This is a genomic window from Salinicoccus siamensis (assembly GCF_055391965.1).
The window spans coordinates 1,541,719-1,557,772 of the sequence record NZ_AP043765.1; the positions used below are offsets into that span (position 1 = coordinate 1,541,719).

Below are 16,054 nucleotides of genomic sequence, written 5' to 3' on the forward strand. Positions count from 1 at the left end.
CTCCTATACCCAGGTAGATTAGGAGCGCGCCAACAGATAGTGTTTTTGTTGTATTTCGTAGCTTGATTCTAATTCTTGCCATACTTCTCAGCAACCTTTACATTTCCATTATCCAGGTCAAGTCCAAGTTCATTTGCTTTTTCATAAATCCTATCGTAGGACGAGAGATCTGTGACCTCCGTCTTCAACTCACTTATTTCGCCTTCCTTGATTGCCGTTTCACTTTCGATTTGGGTAATCTGCGTCTGGACGGTATGGGCCTCCATCTTTAGTGATAAGACGTATATCGCAACAGTTGCGATCAGAACAAAAAGAACGAGATAGGTAAGCGTCTCGATTTTTCCAAGGCCGACGACGCGTCGCTTTCTTTTAGTAGCAGGCTGTTGCTCCCTATGGCTGCCGGGCTGGGACAGGGGTTGCTGATAATGTTCTACTGCCATGTTATCACTCCCTATTTCTGCTTCTCAGCAATTCTCAATTTTGCACTGCGCGCACGCGGGTTATCGAGCACCGCTTCATCGTCTGCAGTGATTGGCTTCTTGTTCACCCGTTTCAATACAGGTTCGTAGGCTTCCGGGATGACGGGCATATTACGCGGCAGTTCGGGCCCTGCTTCATATTCCATGAACATCTGTTTGCAGATTCTGTCTTCCAGGGAATGGAATGTGATGACGGATACCCTCCCATCCTTATTAAGGAGGTCGATCGCCGCTTCGAGTGACCTTTCAAATACCCCAAGCTCATCATTCACCGCTATTCTGAGTGCCTGGAATATCCGCTTGGCTGGATGCCCCCCTGTTCGTCTGAATTTATGGGGGATCTGGGATTTGATGATTTCAGTCAATTGTGTAGTGGTCTCGATAGGCGCCTCAGTCCTGGTGCGTTCTATCTCCCTAGCTATCTTTTTCGAAAATTTTTCTTCTCCGTATCTGAAGAAGAGGCTTACCAACTGGCTGTAGGAATATGTATTTACGATTTCATAGGCATCAAGCGACTGATCCTGGTTCATGCGCATATCGAGTCGCGCTTCCCTGGAGTGGCTGAATCCCCGTTCAGTTACATCAAGCTGCGGACTTGAAACGCCGAGGTCATACATTATGCCATCGACTCTACTGACGTCGAATTTCGCCAGTTCCGCTTTCAAATTCTCAAAATTGGAATGGATAAGTGTAATATTGTCGTTTCCTCTAAATCTTTCCTGTGCGTTCTCTATTGCCCAGGAGTCCTGGTCAAAAGCATATAGATGACCCGTGGTCAATTGTTCCAAGAGATAGGCACTATGGCCTCCGCCACCCAAAGTGGCGTCGATATATGTGCCGTCAGGGCGTATATTCAACCCATCCACTGTCTCTTTCAATAGAACGGTGTCATGTTTGAACATACCCTCACATCCTATAAGTCAAAATCAATCAATTCTTCTGCGATATCCTCATAATGGGCTTCTGAATCATCATAAAATGATGTCCATTTATCCGTATCCCAAATTTCAATCCTATGGGCAACACCGATGACGGTGCATTCTTTTTTCAATCCAGCATATTCCCTCAAGTTAGCGGGGATATTGATTCTCCCCTGCTTGTCCACTTCCACTTCGGCAGCGCCCGAAAAAAACATCCTCATGAATTTTCTGGCGTCTTTCCTGGTAAGCGGCAAAGTACTCATTTTTTGTTCCATCTGGGCCCACTCATCGAGAGGGTAGCCAAATAGACACTGATCAAGGCCTCGGGTGATGATGAAATGTCCTGCGAGTTCGTCCCTGAATTTACTTGGCACTATCAAGCGTCCTTTAGCATCAAGCTGATGCTTGAACTCTCCCATGAACATCTGATCACCTCGCCTATACAAATAATTTACCACATCTCCCCACTATGTACCACAAATAATGTGCTTTCCACTCCAATTAATTTGACACAATAAAAAAGACGGTCCTCATAAAAATGAAGACCGTCCAATATTCTAGATGCCTTTGATGATTGTAAGCTGCGTCGTATAGGCGAGGCGCCCCACTTCGAGATCGATCGGAAACATCCACGGATGATAGATGCGTTCCTGCAGCGATCCGCCCGGCATCAGCCTTTCTGATATTTCTTCCAGATCATTCAATTCCTTGCGCAAAGTACGTTTCACTTCAAGTTGGTACCGCCGTTTCAGGTAACTCAATTGTTTCTTGTGCACCTTCAGATTGGCCTCAATCAGATCACGGTGGGCTTCACGGCCCTCCTTATCCTTCAAGCGGCTGTAATCCGTATCCAGATGATCGGCTATGCTGTCCACTTCGTCGAGGAAAGTGGTATCTGTTGCGGACTCGATCAGGTTCTGCTTTTTAGCTTCGGCATCTGCTGCGAGATTCTCTGAAACCTCCAATCCGTATTTATCGAGAAGTTTGTTGAGCCTCATGTCCTCATGGATGATCTCCATTCTCTTTAGTACGATCGGCATGTTGATATCCATCACTTCAAACACTTTGTGGAGCTCGCCCCAATACTTCACTTCTGCGCCGCCCCCTGCAAATATGAGGGTGTTGAATAGCATTTCCTGCATAAGCGGTCTTGTTACGACATTATTGCTGAATGAGGCAGGATCCTGCTCAAGATATTCAAGTAACGCATCCTTGGATAGCGTACCCTTATCAGTCAGGTAGCTGCCGCCCTGCTGGTCTAATAAAGTACGCGTCGTCCGTGAGCCGGAGAATAGATGCACATTCGTTTCAGTGTCGATTGTTGGGGATAGGTCATGCGCTTCAATGAATTCCTGCTGCCCCTGCCTGAATGCTGCATCGATGGCTTCATGATTTTCTATCATCTTTTTGAACATCGGTGCTTCAAGCTTCCTCACCGCTTCATCATGGGAGTTGAAAATCAACAATCCTGCATCCGCGAAGACATCATGGACGAGCGCGTGGAACAGTTCAGTCCAATACTCATTTTGTTCAATCATCGCTTCTATCTCTGACTTTTTCTCCCTCAGGTAACCTGAATCTCCGCACCCCTCCACTATACGATCGAGAGTGTCTTTCATTGCACTTGGGTCATATCTGTAGAATCCCAGACTCATCGGCACCGTCAGATTCGGTTTATAGGTGATTTTGCGCCGGCGTCTATGGGTATGATCATAGATATGCGTATGGTTCACTTCTTCAAAATCATGGTCTTCGCCTGCTATCCAGAAGACCGGCACTGCCTGATAGTTGTAGTTTTTCTTCACTTCTTCAACCAGCACAAGCAAAGTGAGCATTTTATGCATGATCATGCTGGGACCCATGAAAAGGCCTGCCTGCTGACCGCCGACGATGACCCTGGCGCCTTCCCGGAGGCGTCTAAGGTTATCTTCCTGCTTGTCGCTCAGACCATAGGGTGCCATACCTTCGGCCATGATATCGGCAAGCTTGCCTGTATGCGGATGAATTGATCTTTCCATCACTTTTTCTATACTTTTTTCATCATAGGTCAAGTTTTGATAGAAGGACAGCGTCTGTCTGTCCCTACCGGCGAACCGGTGTGTAAAATCGTCCTGTGTGTAATTCAAACATTCAATTTCCATAATTCGACCCCTTCTCACTCTAATGCTAACTTGATTATAAATATTATGAAGATATAAAACAATTGAACGGTTTCAAAGAAATGTACTATACTAAAGAAAAGGAGAGAATGCAAAATGACAGAAGTGAAGCATCTGGCAATCAACTATAAGACAGTAGAAGAATTCAAAAAATTCCGTGAGTATGGTGCGCAGGAACTGCAGATGAAAAAAGAGCTGGAAGGCAATATCATGGATGCCAATACAGACTCACCGTTCTTTGGCATCTACGTAGGCGACACGCTGGCTGCGCGCATGTGCCTTTACCGAAAAGAAGATGATCATCAGCCCATATTCGATCCACCGCATGATTACATGGTGATATGGAAGCTGGAAGTGCTCGAGAAATATAGGGGCCGCGGCTACGGCAGCAAGCTCATCGACTTCGCCAAAGACTACGGCATTCCAATCAAAGCCATCAGCCGCCAAAATTCACGTGGCTTCTTCGAAGCCCATGGCTTCGAAACGCTGAAGTATGATATCGAGAGGGATATGGCGGAAGACCCCCTGATCTGGTATCCGGAAGGCTTCCATCTCCAATAGCGGCAAACTCCATAGGCCCCATGAAAAAGACGCTGGCAAAATTGCCAGCGTCTTTTTCTAAATCAATTATTTAGCTGTAACTTCTTCACCTTTATAGCTGCCGCATTCTTTACATACACGGTGGGAAAGTTTCATTTCTCCACAGTTTGGACATTCTACCATGCCTGGTACAGAAAGCTTCAGGTGGGTACGACGTTTTCTTTTACGCGTAATCGAGGTTCTTCTCTTTGGTACCGCCATTTCTATTCCTCCTTGTTATCACTGTCGTCCAACAGTGATTTTAGCTTTGATAGTCTTGGATCCACGCTCGCCCGCTCATTCTCGAAAGTCTCTTCATCAGTCACGGACCATTCATTGCCACCGCTCAGCGGTTCATCGCTTTCGGTGATGACAAAGGGTATGTTGACGATGATGAGTTCCTTGATGATCGGTTCCAGATCTAAAGTGTGGGTCACTGGATGAACATTTTCAGCGAGATCATCCGCCTCTTCCACATCCTCGTCGAAAATCTCCTCCGCTTCGATGTGAAGCGGCACTTGGATATCTTCGCTTGTGCGGCTGTCCAACATATTGACCACCGTCTCTATGGTTAAATCAGCCATGATCTGGCGATTACGGACATGAAGGACGCCTTCGACGGACACTTCGTCCACTGAAGTGACATCTTTCCGATCCGTCATCTCTTTAAACTGGACCTTTTCGTTTACAGCGATTGAATCCTGATTGAACTTTTTCAGTTGCGTCAATGACCATCTCATATAGTTTTCACCTCTTATGAGCACAAAAAATATTGTACCTTTCTAACAGTACTCTGTCAAGTTTTTTTCTTAACATCACTAATGATTCTGCCCCATTTCTGATACAATGGAATCGAATGGAAAGGAGCACTATTATGATTATCACATCTTTGATTACAGAGTACAATCCCTTTCATAATGGACATATCCATCATATTGAGGCATCGAAGCGTCTGACCGGAGCCGATGTCACCATTGCCATCATGTCGGGGAATTTCACGCAACGTGGTGAAATTGCAGTGACGGATAAATTCAAAAGGGCGAAAGCTGCAATCGGGCACGTCGATCTTGTGGTCGAATTGCCGTTCATCAACGCCGTCAGCTTTGCAGATGATTTTGCGTTGGGCGGCGTCCACATTGCGAAGCTGCTGAAGAGCGATAACATCGTCTTTGGCAGCGAATCGGGTGACATTGCGGAATTGTCGAGGCTGCAATCCCTGATGGAAGACGCAGACATCCGTTCATCCATGCAGATGTTGCAGAAGAAAGGCTACAGCTATCCAAGAGCCCTCGCTGCATCGCTGCAGACGGAGTTGTTTGAAGGGGCCAATGATATTCTCGGATTGTCCTACTTGAAAGCCCTGGAAAAGCTGCAATCGGATATAACCCCCCATACAATCAGAAGGGTCGGCAATGATTATAATGACCCTGCCCTGTCCGAGCGGCGCTTCTCCAGCGCAACCAGCCTGAGGAATGCCCTTTGGGAAGGTAATATAGAAGGTGCATCACGTTTCATGCCCGCCACACTTGCACAGGAGATCCACAAAGATGGCCCCCTGACCAATGAAGTCCTGTTCCCTTCACTGAAACTCCTGATCCATAGGAGCACACCGGAAGAACTGCGCAACATCTACACGATGACCGAAGGTCTCGAACATAGGCTGATTTCCAGGATAAGGAGACATTCGACTTACGCATCATTCCTGGAGGATGTCAAAACGAAACGATATACACGCACACGCCTCAACCGCCTGATGCTCTACATCCTCTTCAACCTGACCAGTACAAAGGTGGAAGGTTATTCCTTGCCGCAGGCTGTCAGGGTGCTCGCCATGAACAGGCATGGGCAGGCCTACCTGAAGACACTATCCCAAGACCTGGAGATCATCACCAATGTAAACAGCACCAACCGCCATCACATCCAAAATGAGATAACGGCGACTGATGTCCATAATATTTTCAGTGGCTCAAAGCACAACGACTACAACACACCCGTCATCATTGAGGATTGAATTTGCCCCGCAGTGCCGATTCCACCTGCGGTGGCACCACATCTTCTATTTTGCCGCCGTACTTCGCGACTTCCTTGACCATTGAGGAGGAAATGAATGAATAGTTGTTGTTGGTCATCATATAGATCGTCTCAATCGTACTGTTCAATTTCCTGTTCATGGAAGTCAGCTGCATTTCATATTCAAAATCACTGACGGCACGCAAGCCCCGCACGATTGCCTGTGCCTCCACTTCCTCACAGAAATCGATCAGCAGTCCGTTGAAGATGCGCACTTCAACATTCGGCAGACCCTTCGTCACCTCGTTGATCAGCTCCACTCGCTCTTGTGGCGTAAATAGTCCTTCCTTGGCAGAGTTCTTCAGGACGGAGACATAGACTACATCAAATATTCGACTCGCCCTTTCGATAATATCGATATGGCCGTATGTGATTGGATCAAAACTCCCGGGGCATACTGCAATTCTTTTCATGATTGTCCTCCTTCTTTCTTCAGTATATTGATTCGAATCGTACCGTATACTGCTTCCCTGATGCTCGTATAGCCTTCTTCTGCATATCTTTCATCCTTATGTGTCTCGACCACTATACGTCCTCTTGCATCCAACACTTTAAGCTCCTTTATGTACATGAGCGCCTCCTCGGCCATTCCCTTGTGATAAGGCGGGTCGAGGAAAATGAGATCGAACTGACGGTCGCGTTTGGCCATCGCTTTCAGGGCGCGCCGGTAATCATTCCTGTAGATTTCCACATCTTCATCCAGCTCATCCGTATTTTTTCTCACCATCTTGACTGCGTCGCCCGCTCCGTCTATAAACATGGCGGAAGAAGCACCACGGCTCAACGCCTCGATGCCGAGTGCCCCGCTTCCTGCAAACAGGTCGAGCACCCTCCCCTCTACCGGACCGAGGATATTGAAGATGTTCTCCCTCACCTTGTCTGACGTAGGCCTTGTATCCTGCGATTTCAAAGTCGAAATTGCCTTTGATTTATATTTGCCGCTGATTATTCTCATAGGTGATTCCTTTCTTTCCCTTAATCCTTCATTTAAAATGGAATCGGGAGCTGATTAATGATGCAAAAATTCATTGTACTTGGAGAAGGCTACGGGGATATATTTGAACTCGAAGCCATCATAGAACATAACCATCACCGGATCGATAAAGGCATATTCCTTCATGCGGATGAGCGGCCTGCTACATTCGTCCTAGTGATGAAGCCTGTCCGGGGGAATTTCCAGGCCCTATATACCATCTATCAGGGTGTACCATATAAAGATGGTTCCGGCAGGAAGTATCAAATGATATCCGAATGGTGTACGGCGCATGACCTGTCCGTCATTGAGTTCAAGACGCGCGATCCGGAGGACTTCCACGATAAAGAGCAGTTTTTCCAATATATCACCGGCGTCTTAAGGTTGAACAACTTGATACCGCCGCTCACCTGATGTATCAGATGACGCGGTAATCTTTAGGTTCATAGTTTTCAGCGTTGTACTCCCGTTGGATGTGCGGATATTCCGACACAAGGACATCTTCGACGTATTTCAGGCTGTTCAATGTCTGAATGGTTTGGTCAAGCTCTGATTCGTATATATATAGAAGTAGATACTTCTTATCTTTATTTACATATATCAGGTGGCCGTGCCGTTTCAATTGTCGGATGAACTTATTTTGTTTAAAATAAATATATATGCCGATGCGTTTCTCAAGCATATTACCCCACCTTATAAAATTTTATAAAGTTATGATACCATGTAAATGAGAAGTTTTAAATGAAACTATAACTGGAGGCAGTAATCATGAAGAAATGTACAAAAAGCCTTTTGACAACAATTGGATTAGCGGGCGGAGCGGTCGGTGGCCTGTGGATCGGCACAAAATTGACATCCGAGCAGGAAATCCGCGACATCAAGCCATACTTCAGGCATCGCTCACCTTATATCCTCGCGCATCGCGGCGGTATGGGACTTGCGCCGGAACACACAGTTGCAGCATTCAACAAATCTGCTGAGTTTGGTGTAGACGGGTTTGAAATTGACATCCGCATGACCAAGGATGAAGAAATTGTCGTCTTCCATGATGTCTATGTAGACCGTACGTCGAATGGTGCAGGCCGTATCAGTGAGCTGACTCTGGACGAACTGAAGGAACTCGATTTCGGCTACCATTTCAGAGATGCAGAAGGCAGCCACCCATACAGGGGCAGCGATGAAGCCAAAATCATGACACTTAGGGAACTCCTCAAGAAATATCCCGATATGCTCATCAACATAGACATCAAAGATGATCCGGATACTTATGAGGGTAGTCTGATACCAAGCCTGCTCTATCGTCTGATTGATGAGTCGGACGCCAGTGACAGAGTACTCATCACGAGCTTCTATGATGATCAGATCGATCGTTTCAGGCTCTATTCAGGAGACGATATCGCACTTGGTGCCGGCGAAGATCAGGTACGCAATGCCTACTTGGCCTATGCGAGCGGCTTCGGCCACTTATTCAATCCGAAAGCCGACACATTACAGATGCCGGCAAAGCACAACAATATCCCGCTTGATAAAGAGGGATTCATCGAATACCTCCAAAGCTTGAATGTCGCAGTCGGCTACTGGGTCATAAACGAAATGGATCAGATGGATGAACTGATTCAAAAAGGTGCCCATACAATCGTCACAGACTACCCGGACATCAGCAGCCATCTGTTGAAACAGCGTTACTGATTAAATGAGGGTTCCCCCGAAGCGGGGGAACCCTCATTTTTATTCTAGCCTGCTGTCTGGCAGCCACAACTGCCGCCTGTTGCACATCCCGATTCATTGGCCATCGAAAAGAACGGGTTGCTGCTGACCACATTGACATGATCGCTGATGCTGGAACTGATATGGAAAAGCACTTCATCCAGCATTTCCTGCAGTTGGAACTCTGCCCGTCTATATTCCATCACTACCGGGTGCATATCAAGCGTTTTTTTAAAATCATTGAGCTCACGGCGCTTCGCACTGAAATCAGGATGATATTTGCCGAAACGGCTGACTTCCTCGAAATCCACTTTCATTCTGTTGAATTCGGAAATGAGCGCAGCGACCTCGGTGTCTTCTTCGAGCAATCTACTGTATCGGCAATAATATTTATATATATCGGTCTCGCGGACCATCGCATTCAAATGGTCTATTCGATCCATTACTTCCATTTCTATATCTGTCGTCATATTGAACACCTCCCATACATAGTATCACAATGGTGCTGGGGGCTGCCACCAATTTTCAGGGTCTGTATAAATACCATTTGCAACTATACTTGGAATAGATTAAAATTAGATTAATGGTAAAAATGTTTAGGGAGGAAAATTCATGGTTTTTGAAAATTCTACTCTTGAGACGATGATCGTGTCTCAGGATATCTTACAGAATGTAATGAACAAGAACGGTCTAGTGCTTGGAGGGTCATGGGATTATGAACGCATGACTTTCGACTATAAGTATGAAGTGCCTGAAGGCATCTACTATCTCCGCATACCTGGATATGCCGTGGAAGGTGATGTTGGTGCAAGAAACGCTGTCCTCCAGCTCATGGATCCATATATGGGTAAACACTACTACCCTACGGGTGTTGAGTATGGAAGCGACGAACACTTCCCTGAACGACTGGTCGACCACGCTGTCAAAAAGATCCGTACAATTGCTGATGAACTGAAAAGCCTCATCTAAAAAAAGACTGGAAGCATTGAATGATCTGAACCCTATCAAGTTGACAGATGAAATAATATAAATGTTTCCCGCCTGAGAATGGAGATTCTCAGGCGCTTTTCTATGCCGCCAATGCCCTGAATTCCAGCGGACTCAATCCCTTGAATTTGTGTTGCGGTCTGTGGTGGTTGTAAAACTCAATATAGCGTGTAATGTCTTCTATAATTGTTTGATAATCCGCATAGTACTTCTGCTTGCGTCTGATGTGGAACCGTTCCGATTTGATTTTTCCCCAGAATGCTTCAATCGGGCCATTATCGATGCATCTTCCGACGCGGGACATGCTTTGTTGAATCTGCTGGACATCCAGAATCTTTTTAAAGCCGTAGGAGGTGTACTGGAAGCCACGGTCACTGTGCACAAGCGGCGTTGCCTGCGGGTGCTTGTGAATCGCAGAAGTGAATGTATCAAAAACAAGCTGATTATTGTTTGCACGGCTGAATTTGTAGGCCACAATACTGTTGTCGTACAGATCGATGATCGCGCTCAAGTAGGCTTTCTCTCCGTTCAGCGCTTTGAATTCAGTCACATCGGTGAGCCATTTCTCATTCACATGGGCTGCGTGGAACTCTCTGTTCAATACGTTCTCAGCGACCTGTTGCGGTGTGTGGGGGACGTATTGTTTCTTTTTGATCCGGGTCACCGATTTCAAGCCCATCCGTGTCATCAGCCGATAGATGCGTTTCCTGTTATACCCCGTCCTCAAGGCTTTGTTGACCGCATGGCACATCTGACGATCGCCATAGATGCCGTCCGTTTCGACATAGATTTCGGCAATCGCACTGGCCACTGTGTCATTCTCTGCTTCAGCGTGTGGCACGGGGCGTTTCTGATATTGATAATACGCTTGTCTTGAGATGCCTGCCGTATGGCATAATTCAGAGATGGCAATAGCCTTCATTATGCAACGTAGTGATGGCAGTGTGGAGCGTTTGACTGGGAACCCGGCTGTATTTTAATCCCTCTCGAGTGCCTCCAACTTTTTTAGCAGGGCGTTCTCCACCTCAAGCTTTCGTTTATCTGCTTTGAGCATGGAAATCTCTCTGTTCAAGCGGTCCGTCTCAGTGAGCTGGTCTTCTGATTTTCCTTTTCCGCGTCAGTCCTCAAGACCGGCTTCACCATATTCCTGATACTTCACAACAATGTTCCGGGCCTGCTGGTAGCTCACCTCGAATCTTTCGGCAAGTTCGCGATAACTGATATCCCCCTGTGCATGATACTGCGCAATCTCAACCCGTTCTGCGTACGTTGTTTTCCGTCCCTTGGTCATTGGTGAAGCCCCCGCTCTCGTCGTTCTTATTTCTTCACCACTATTGTAACGTATAATCCAATTCCGAACAGTTGTTTTCGACGGTATGTCATATTTGTGTGCGAGTTCGTGAGTGGAGAGCATTCCATTCATATATTCTTTTGCGACCATTTCTTTAAAGCCGCGGGTATATGTTCTATTTCTGTCCCGTTTCTTTAATCCCTCAGCACCATGCTTCTCATACTTTATCCGCCACTTTCTAAGTGTCTCCACAGACACCTGATGCTTTGTGGATATATGGCTTGGACTGATGCCTACCCTCACTTCCTGAATCATTCTCAGCTTTTCTTCAAATGAATAATATTTGTCAGTCATAAAAGAACCCCCTCCAGGTTTTACAGATGTTTTATTTCATCTGTAAACCTGGAGGGGGTCAGATCATAATGCTTCCAGTCTTTTTTATTTTATCCCTGCAGAATTGCCTTGATCAGTGAAGTCGTTTCTCCACCCGGATACAGGATATATAGCATAATGTATACCATGGTTCCCGTGATGGCTGTTGCAAACCAGATGGTCGACGCCCATGGGGCTAGCTTCCTATGCTTCGATAATTTATTTTTGTAACCTAAGTAGACTTGTATTCCACCTAGCAGACCACCAGCTGTCGCCAAGGTAATATGGAAGATGAGAAAAGCTGTATAATAGGGCACCAGCGCTTCAGGACCGCCAAAAGCCGTATTCCCTATGAAGGCCGTCCTTGAAGCGTAGATGATGAAAAACAGCAATGCGCTCGTAGCTGCCAATGTCATCATCTTCTGGTGGGCCTCCACTTCACCTTTTTTGACTCTGCTTATCCCAATAGCCATGAAGATGGCACTTAAGATGATGAAGAATGTGCTTAATGTAGGTAATATGTGCACAATAAGACGCTCCTAACTCTGTTATCTGTATTGGTTGAAAAGTTCTTTTTGCAGACGCGCCTCTTCAATCGAACGACGCGTTACTTCGTCTTCGTCTTTACGCTCATCCCTATACCATTTGAAGAATAGGTGGCCTAGCATGAAACCGAAGAAGATTTCCTGAAGCACTTTCATGATCACTCCACCTGTCTGCTGGTCCATCCGTGGTGAAGCGTTTGTGAAGTACTCGGGCCCAGAGATGAGTCCTTGCCCCTTCAGTCCATCCAACACACCTGAAGGTACACATAGTTCCATGGCAGATAGCCATGCGTCACCATCGGTATATGTTGAATACACTGCATTTTCGGCAAATATGATTAGACCACATGCAGGCGTCAACAACGCCCCGATGCCGAATATATAAAGGAGTTTGAACAATCCCCCCATATGCTTCTCCTCGGGCTCAACTTTGTTGAAGACCGGATAGAACATGAGCAGTGCCAACATGAACAGCAGCACGTTAAATGATCCATGTAGGATTGGCTCCTGTTTCAGGTAATCGAGGACGATCGGCAGATGGTATACCGAGAAAATCCCGGTGAATAGAATCAGCGGTACAAGAGGTTTTTTGGCAATCGCGAAAAATTGCCTGAAGCCCGGCAAGTTAACGAAATATGTCCAAAGATAAGCAGGCACACCGAAATATAGGAGCGGCGCTATCAGTAAGAATACAAAAGCCATCTGCAGCATATGGAAACTGAATAGGATGTGGCTTAGAATATCGACTGGTGAGCCATACATCGTGTAGAGCAGTACCATGGCAATGCCAAACGTCGTTGCCTCCCTGTTGGTGGATGGGCGTCCGCCTTCAAAATTACTGTACCACTTTCTTGTCAACAGAAAATAGACGACAGTCATAAATACAACGAAACTGAAATAGTACGGACTCCAGTTGGCAACGAAACCGAATATAGATATAGATGATAAATTGTCCATTTAGGATCATCCCTTTTTTTAATATCACTTACTGTTAATTATAGATTCCGATTAGCCTTAAGGCAAGGTGGGTGCATGACAATATAATGACAAAATAAAGGCCGGCATATACGCCGGCCTTTATTATTTAGATTGGGCTTCCAATCCAAGTGATATATAGGAAAGTTACAACGAACGCAATACCGAAGTACATACCTGTCATGATGAATAGTTTAGCGAACTCGTGACCTTTATCTTTCATATGCATGAAGTAGTAGAACTGAAGAATAACTTGTACTACAGCCATGAACAGCACGATCGGGATGACAAATCTTGAATCAAGATCCATTGCCACCATTCCAAATGCAACAAAGGTCAGGAAGATCATCATACCGAAAGAGACCATCTGCTGACGCATCTCTTTCGTACGTTGAGTGCGCAAATACTCAAGCTTCGACTTGGACAGCGGTTCCTGTTTGATTTCTGCCATATTACATCACTCCCAGCAAGTAAACTATTGTGAAGATGAATACCCACACAACGTCGATAAAGTGCCAGTAAAGTGCAGCTGTATTGACTTTAGCCGCCGTATAGACTGATAGGCCTCGCTTGGCGTTGCGGAGGATGAGACCAGTGATCCAGACCAAACCGATCGCTACGTGGAAACCATGCGTGCCAAGCAGGAAGTAGAAGGCGCTACCGAATGCACTGGTTCTGAATGTATGTCCAAGATGTACATACTCTACGAACTCATAAATTTCCAGGGATAGGAAACCGAGTCCAAGCAACACAGTAACGGCAAGCCACAACTGCATCTGCTTAAAGTTGTTGTTCCTCATATGGTAGACCGCATACACGCTTGTAAGCGATGAAGTCAGGAGGAACATCGTCATGACGAAAGCAAGCGGCAAAGCGAAGAGTTCAGCAGCCAGAAGGTGGTCGTCTCCTGGAACTGAATCTTTCAATGCGAGATAGGTTGCAAAGAGAGATGCGAACAGCGCAGTCTCACCTGCTAGGAAAATCCAGAATCCGACAAACTTGTTCTTGCCTTCAAGCGTCGCAGTTTCCGGATGGACAGGCCATCTTTCACTGGGTACATTATATTCCATGTGAGCCATTATTTCGCACCCCTTTCTTCTTCTTCAAGATCTCTTAATACTTCTTCCTTAGTGACATAATAACCAAGATCGTCCTTAAGTGAACGTGTAATCATCGCGCCAGCAGTGATGGCGAGTCCGATAATTAGAAGCCAAAGCGCCCAAGGATGCTGCGGCATATCTGAAACTGCCGAGATTGCCCATTCTTTACCGGAAGCGAAGTAGAGCGCTCCGAAACCAGCGATGAAAAGACCAAGTGACATTATAAATGGCAGGATTGAATTGTTAGGCATATGGAAGTCATCCAGTGACTCTGCCGGCATCATCTTGCCATCGTTCGCTTCCTTTTCAATCCAGAAAGCATCCATTCCGCGGACAAGTGGAATCTGTGCAAAGTTGTAGTACGGCACAGGTAGTGGCAGTGACCATTCGAGTGAACGGCCGTCGCCCCATGGATCGCGTCCAACTTGTTTGTTCTTCGCTACTGTGATGATGATGTTGATGACAAGTACTACAACTGCTATTGCCATCATTACAGCACCTATCGTGGAAATCATGTTTGCCGTGTTATATCCTTGCCCGTCAAGGTATGTGAACACACGTCTTGGCATTCCCCAAAGACCCAGGAAGTGCTGGATCAGGAACGTAATGTGGAATCCAGCCACGAAAAGTACAAAGGTGATTTTTCCAAGCTTCTCACTGAGCATTGTACTGAACATCAAAGGCCAATAGTAGTGGAGGCCTGCAAGCAGTCCGAATACCACACCACCGACGATGACGTAGTGGAAATGCGCAACGATGAAGTAGGAATCATGGTATTGGTAGTCTGCTGGTGCAGCACCCTGCATAACCCCAGTTACACCACCCATGACGAAAGTCGGTATGAATGCAAGTCCATAGAGCATTGGTGTCGTAAATTCAATGCTACCGCCCCAAATGGTCAGTATCCAGTTGAATATTTTAACACCGGTAGGGACAGCGATCGCCATCGTAGCAAGAGCAAATATGGCGTTTGCAGTCGGTCCGAGACCTACTGTAAACATGTGGTGCGCCCATACCATGAATCCGAAGAATCCGATAAGTACCGTAGAGAACACCATTGCTGAGTACCCAAACAGCCTTTTCCGGGAGAATGTGGAAAACACTTCTGAGAATATCCCGAACGCAGGAAGAATCAGGATATAAACTTCAGGGTGTCCGAAGATCCAGAATAGATGCTCCCAGATTATCGTATTACCACCCGTCTCCACCAGGAAGAAGCTGGAGCCGAACATACGGTCAAATATGAGCAGGAACAAACCGATTGTGAGCGGTGGGAATGCAAAGACGATCAGGACTGATGCAACTAATGTCGTCCATGTCATCAACGGCATCCTCATATATGTCATACCCGGTGCCCTCATATTGATGATTGTCGTTACGAAGTTGATACCGGATATCAGCGTTCCGGCACCTGTAATCTGCAGTCCAACGGCGTAGAAATCGATACCGTGTCCCGGCGAGTCGATGGATAGGGATGCGTAGCTTGTCCAACCAGCATCCGGCGCACCACCAAGGAACCATGATAGGTTGATGAATATACCACCCAATATGAACAGCCATACACCGAGCGAGTTAAGGAATGGGAACGCGACGTCGCGCGCTCCTATCTGCAAAGGTACAGTAGCGTTCATAAATGCGAATAAAAGTGGCATGGCAGCCAGGAATATCATGGTGGTACCATGCATTGTGATGACTTCGTTGAACAATCCTCCAGATAGGAAGTCGTTGTTCGGTACTGCGAGCTGAATACGTATCAGCATTGCTTCAATACCGCCAAGTACGAAGAAGAAGCCACCAGCAATCAAATAAAGTATTGCGATTTTCTTATGGTCAACCGTAGTCATATATTCCCAGATTACGGAACCGAAGCCTTTCTTTTTAGCAGTAGTTGCCATTA

22 protein-coding genes are annotated in these 16,054 nt (G+C 46.3%); 5 read left to right on the forward strand and 17 right to left on the reverse strand.

Going from position 1 to position 16,054, the window contains the following annotated elements; all coding sequences use genetic code 11:
• Positions 1-68 precede the first annotated feature (68 nt).
• The 4 genes from ftsL to bshC all read right to left on the reverse strand — a co-directional run bounded on the left by ftsL (position 69) and on the right by bshC (position 3,540).
• On the reverse strand, positions 69-440 hold the full coding sequence (gene ftsL, locus ACZ5LF_RS07905) for a cell division protein FtsL (RefSeq protein WP_380571723.1): 372 nt from the start codon (positions 438-440) through the stop codon (positions 69-71).
• Positions 441-451: 11 nt separating this feature from the next.
• Positions 452-1,381 (reverse strand): 16S rRNA (cytosine(1402)-N(4))-methyltransferase RsmH, encoded by a 930-nt coding sequence (gene rsmH, locus ACZ5LF_RS07910; RefSeq protein ID WP_380571725.1) that lies wholly within the window; start codon positions 1,379-1,381, stop codon positions 452-454.
• An 11-nt stretch (positions 1,382-1,392) separates the two neighbouring features.
• Positions 1,393-1,824, reverse strand: coding sequence for a division/cell wall cluster transcriptional repressor MraZ (mraZ, locus tag ACZ5LF_RS07915; protein ID WP_380572129.1), 432 nt, complete (start codon positions 1,822-1,824; stop codon positions 1,393-1,395).
• A 132-nt stretch (positions 1,825-1,956) separates the two neighbouring features.
• On the reverse strand, positions 1,957-3,540 hold the full coding sequence (gene bshC / locus ACZ5LF_RS07920) for a bacillithiol biosynthesis cysteine-adding enzyme BshC (RefSeq protein ID WP_380571727.1): 1,584 nt from the start codon (positions 3,538-3,540) through the stop codon (positions 1,957-1,959).
• A gap of 114 nt (positions 3,541-3,654) precedes the next feature.
• On the opposite strand from bshC, the gene ACZ5LF_RS07925 reads away from it, so the two are divergent.
• A complete protein-coding gene (locus ACZ5LF_RS07925; RefSeq protein ID WP_380571729.1) occupies positions 3,655-4,119 on the forward strand; it encodes an N-acetyltransferase in 465 nt (154 codons plus the stop codon).
• A 66-nt stretch (positions 4,120-4,185) separates the two neighbouring features.
• On the opposite strand, the gene rpmF is transcribed toward ACZ5LF_RS07925, so the two are convergent.
• Positions 4,186-4,359: a 50S ribosomal protein L32 gene (gene rpmF, locus ACZ5LF_RS07930; RefSeq protein WP_380571732.1), complete on the reverse strand. Its 174-nt coding sequence runs from the start codon at positions 4,357-4,359 to the stop codon at positions 4,186-4,188.
• 2 nt (positions 4,360-4,361) lie between these two features.
• On the reverse strand, positions 4,362-4,877 hold the full coding sequence (locus ACZ5LF_RS07935) for a YceD family protein (protein WP_380571734.1): 516 nt from the start codon (positions 4,875-4,877) through the stop codon (positions 4,362-4,364).
• Between the two features lie 134 nt (positions 4,878-5,011).
• Between ACZ5LF_RS07935 and ACZ5LF_RS07940 the strand changes: the two genes are divergently transcribed.
• Positions 5,012-6,148: a nucleotidyltransferase gene (locus tag ACZ5LF_RS07940; protein WP_380571736.1), complete on the forward strand. Its 1,137-nt coding sequence runs from the start codon at positions 5,012-5,014 to the stop codon at positions 6,146-6,148.
• On the opposite strand, the gene coaD is transcribed toward ACZ5LF_RS07940, so the two are convergent.
• Both coaD and rsmD read right to left on the reverse strand, forming a co-directional pair.
• Positions 6,135-6,620: a pantetheine-phosphate adenylyltransferase gene (gene coaD, locus ACZ5LF_RS07945; protein ID WP_380571738.1), complete on the reverse strand. Its 486-nt coding sequence runs from the start codon at positions 6,618-6,620 to the stop codon at positions 6,135-6,137. The genes ACZ5LF_RS07940 and coaD overlap by 14 nt on opposite strands.
• On the reverse strand, positions 6,617-7,162 hold the full coding sequence (gene rsmD, locus ACZ5LF_RS07950) for a 16S rRNA (guanine(966)-N(2))-methyltransferase RsmD (RefSeq protein ID WP_380571740.1): 546 nt from the start codon (positions 7,160-7,162) through the stop codon (positions 6,617-6,619). Before rsmD ends, coaD begins: the two co-directional genes overlap by 4 nt.
• 57 nt (positions 7,163-7,219) lie before the next feature.
• Here rsmD and ACZ5LF_RS07955 point away from each other — a divergent pair, with 57 nt between their 5' ends.
• On the forward strand, positions 7,220-7,594 hold the full coding sequence (locus ACZ5LF_RS07955) for a DUF7147 family protein (protein ID WP_380571742.1): 375 nt from the start codon (positions 7,220-7,222) through the stop codon (positions 7,592-7,594).
• 4 nt (positions 7,595-7,598) lie between these two features.
• Here ACZ5LF_RS07955 and ACZ5LF_RS07960 read toward each other — a convergent pair whose 3' ends face one another.
• Positions 7,599-7,862, reverse strand: coding sequence for a DUF2129 domain-containing protein (locus ACZ5LF_RS07960; protein WP_380571744.1), 264 nt, complete (start codon positions 7,860-7,862; stop codon positions 7,599-7,601).
• An 86-nt stretch (positions 7,863-7,948) separates the two neighbouring features.
• Between ACZ5LF_RS07960 and ACZ5LF_RS07965 the strand changes: the two genes are divergently transcribed.
• Positions 7,949-8,869 (forward strand): glycerophosphodiester phosphodiesterase, encoded by a 921-nt coding sequence (locus ACZ5LF_RS07965; protein ID WP_380571745.1) that lies wholly within the window; start codon positions 7,949-7,951, stop codon positions 8,867-8,869.
• Positions 8,870-8,913: 44 nt separating this feature from the next.
• On the opposite strand, the gene ACZ5LF_RS07970 is transcribed toward ACZ5LF_RS07965, so the two are convergent.
• Positions 8,914-9,357 (reverse strand): YlbF/YmcA family competence regulator, encoded by a 444-nt coding sequence (locus ACZ5LF_RS07970; RefSeq protein ID WP_380571746.1) that lies wholly within the window; start codon positions 9,355-9,357, stop codon positions 8,914-8,916.
• A gap of 142 nt (positions 9,358-9,499) precedes the next feature.
• Between ACZ5LF_RS07970 and ACZ5LF_RS07975 the strand changes: the two genes are divergently transcribed.
• Positions 9,500-9,856 carry a YugN family protein gene (locus tag ACZ5LF_RS07975; protein WP_344701204.1) on the forward strand — a complete coding sequence of 119 codons (357 nt, stop codon included), beginning with the start codon at positions 9,500-9,502 and terminating at the stop codon, positions 9,854-9,856.
• A gap of 100 nt (positions 9,857-9,956) precedes the next feature.
• Here the strand turns inward: ACZ5LF_RS07975 and ACZ5LF_RS07980 are convergent, their stop codons facing one another.
• The 7 genes from ACZ5LF_RS07980 to ACZ5LF_RS08010 all read right to left on the reverse strand — a co-directional run bounded on the left by ACZ5LF_RS07980 (position 9,957) and on the right by ACZ5LF_RS08010 (position 16,052).
• Entirely contained in the window at positions 9,957-10,796 is an 840-nt protein-coding gene (locus ACZ5LF_RS07980; RefSeq protein WP_380709640.1) for an IS3 family transposase, read from the reverse strand.
• Between the two features lie 195 nt (positions 10,797-10,991).
• Positions 10,992-11,519 (reverse strand): transposase, encoded by a 528-nt coding sequence (locus tag ACZ5LF_RS07985; RefSeq protein ID WP_380571749.1) that lies wholly within the window; start codon positions 11,517-11,519, stop codon positions 10,992-10,994.
• 89 nt (positions 11,520-11,608) lie between these two features.
• Positions 11,609-12,010, reverse strand: a complete 402-nt coding sequence (locus ACZ5LF_RS07990) for a DUF420 domain-containing protein (protein ID WP_464759838.1) — start codon at positions 12,008-12,010, stop codon at positions 11,609-11,611.
• 75 nt (positions 12,011-12,085) lie between these two features.
• A complete protein-coding gene (ctaG, locus tag ACZ5LF_RS07995; RefSeq protein ID WP_380571752.1) occupies positions 12,086-13,039 on the reverse strand; it encodes a cytochrome c oxidase assembly factor CtaG in 954 nt (317 codons plus the stop codon).
• A 127-nt stretch (positions 13,040-13,166) separates the two neighbouring features.
• Positions 13,167-13,508 carry a cytochrome C oxidase subunit IV family protein gene (locus tag ACZ5LF_RS08000; protein ID WP_380571755.1) on the reverse strand — a complete coding sequence of 114 codons (342 nt, stop codon included), beginning with the start codon at positions 13,506-13,508 and terminating at the stop codon, positions 13,167-13,169.
• 1 nt (position 13,509) lies between these two features.
• Positions 13,510-14,136 carry a cytochrome (ubi)quinol oxidase subunit III gene (locus tag ACZ5LF_RS08005; protein ID WP_380571758.1) on the reverse strand — a complete coding sequence of 209 codons (627 nt, stop codon included), beginning with the start codon at positions 14,134-14,136 and terminating at the stop codon, positions 13,510-13,512.
• Complete coding sequence (locus ACZ5LF_RS08010) at positions 14,136-16,052, reverse strand: cytochrome c oxidase subunit I (protein ID WP_380571760.1); 1,917 nt, start codon at positions 16,050-16,052, stop codon at positions 14,136-14,138. Before ACZ5LF_RS08010 ends, ACZ5LF_RS08005 begins: the two co-directional genes overlap by 1 nt.
• Positions 16,053-16,054 lie beyond the last annotated feature (2 nt).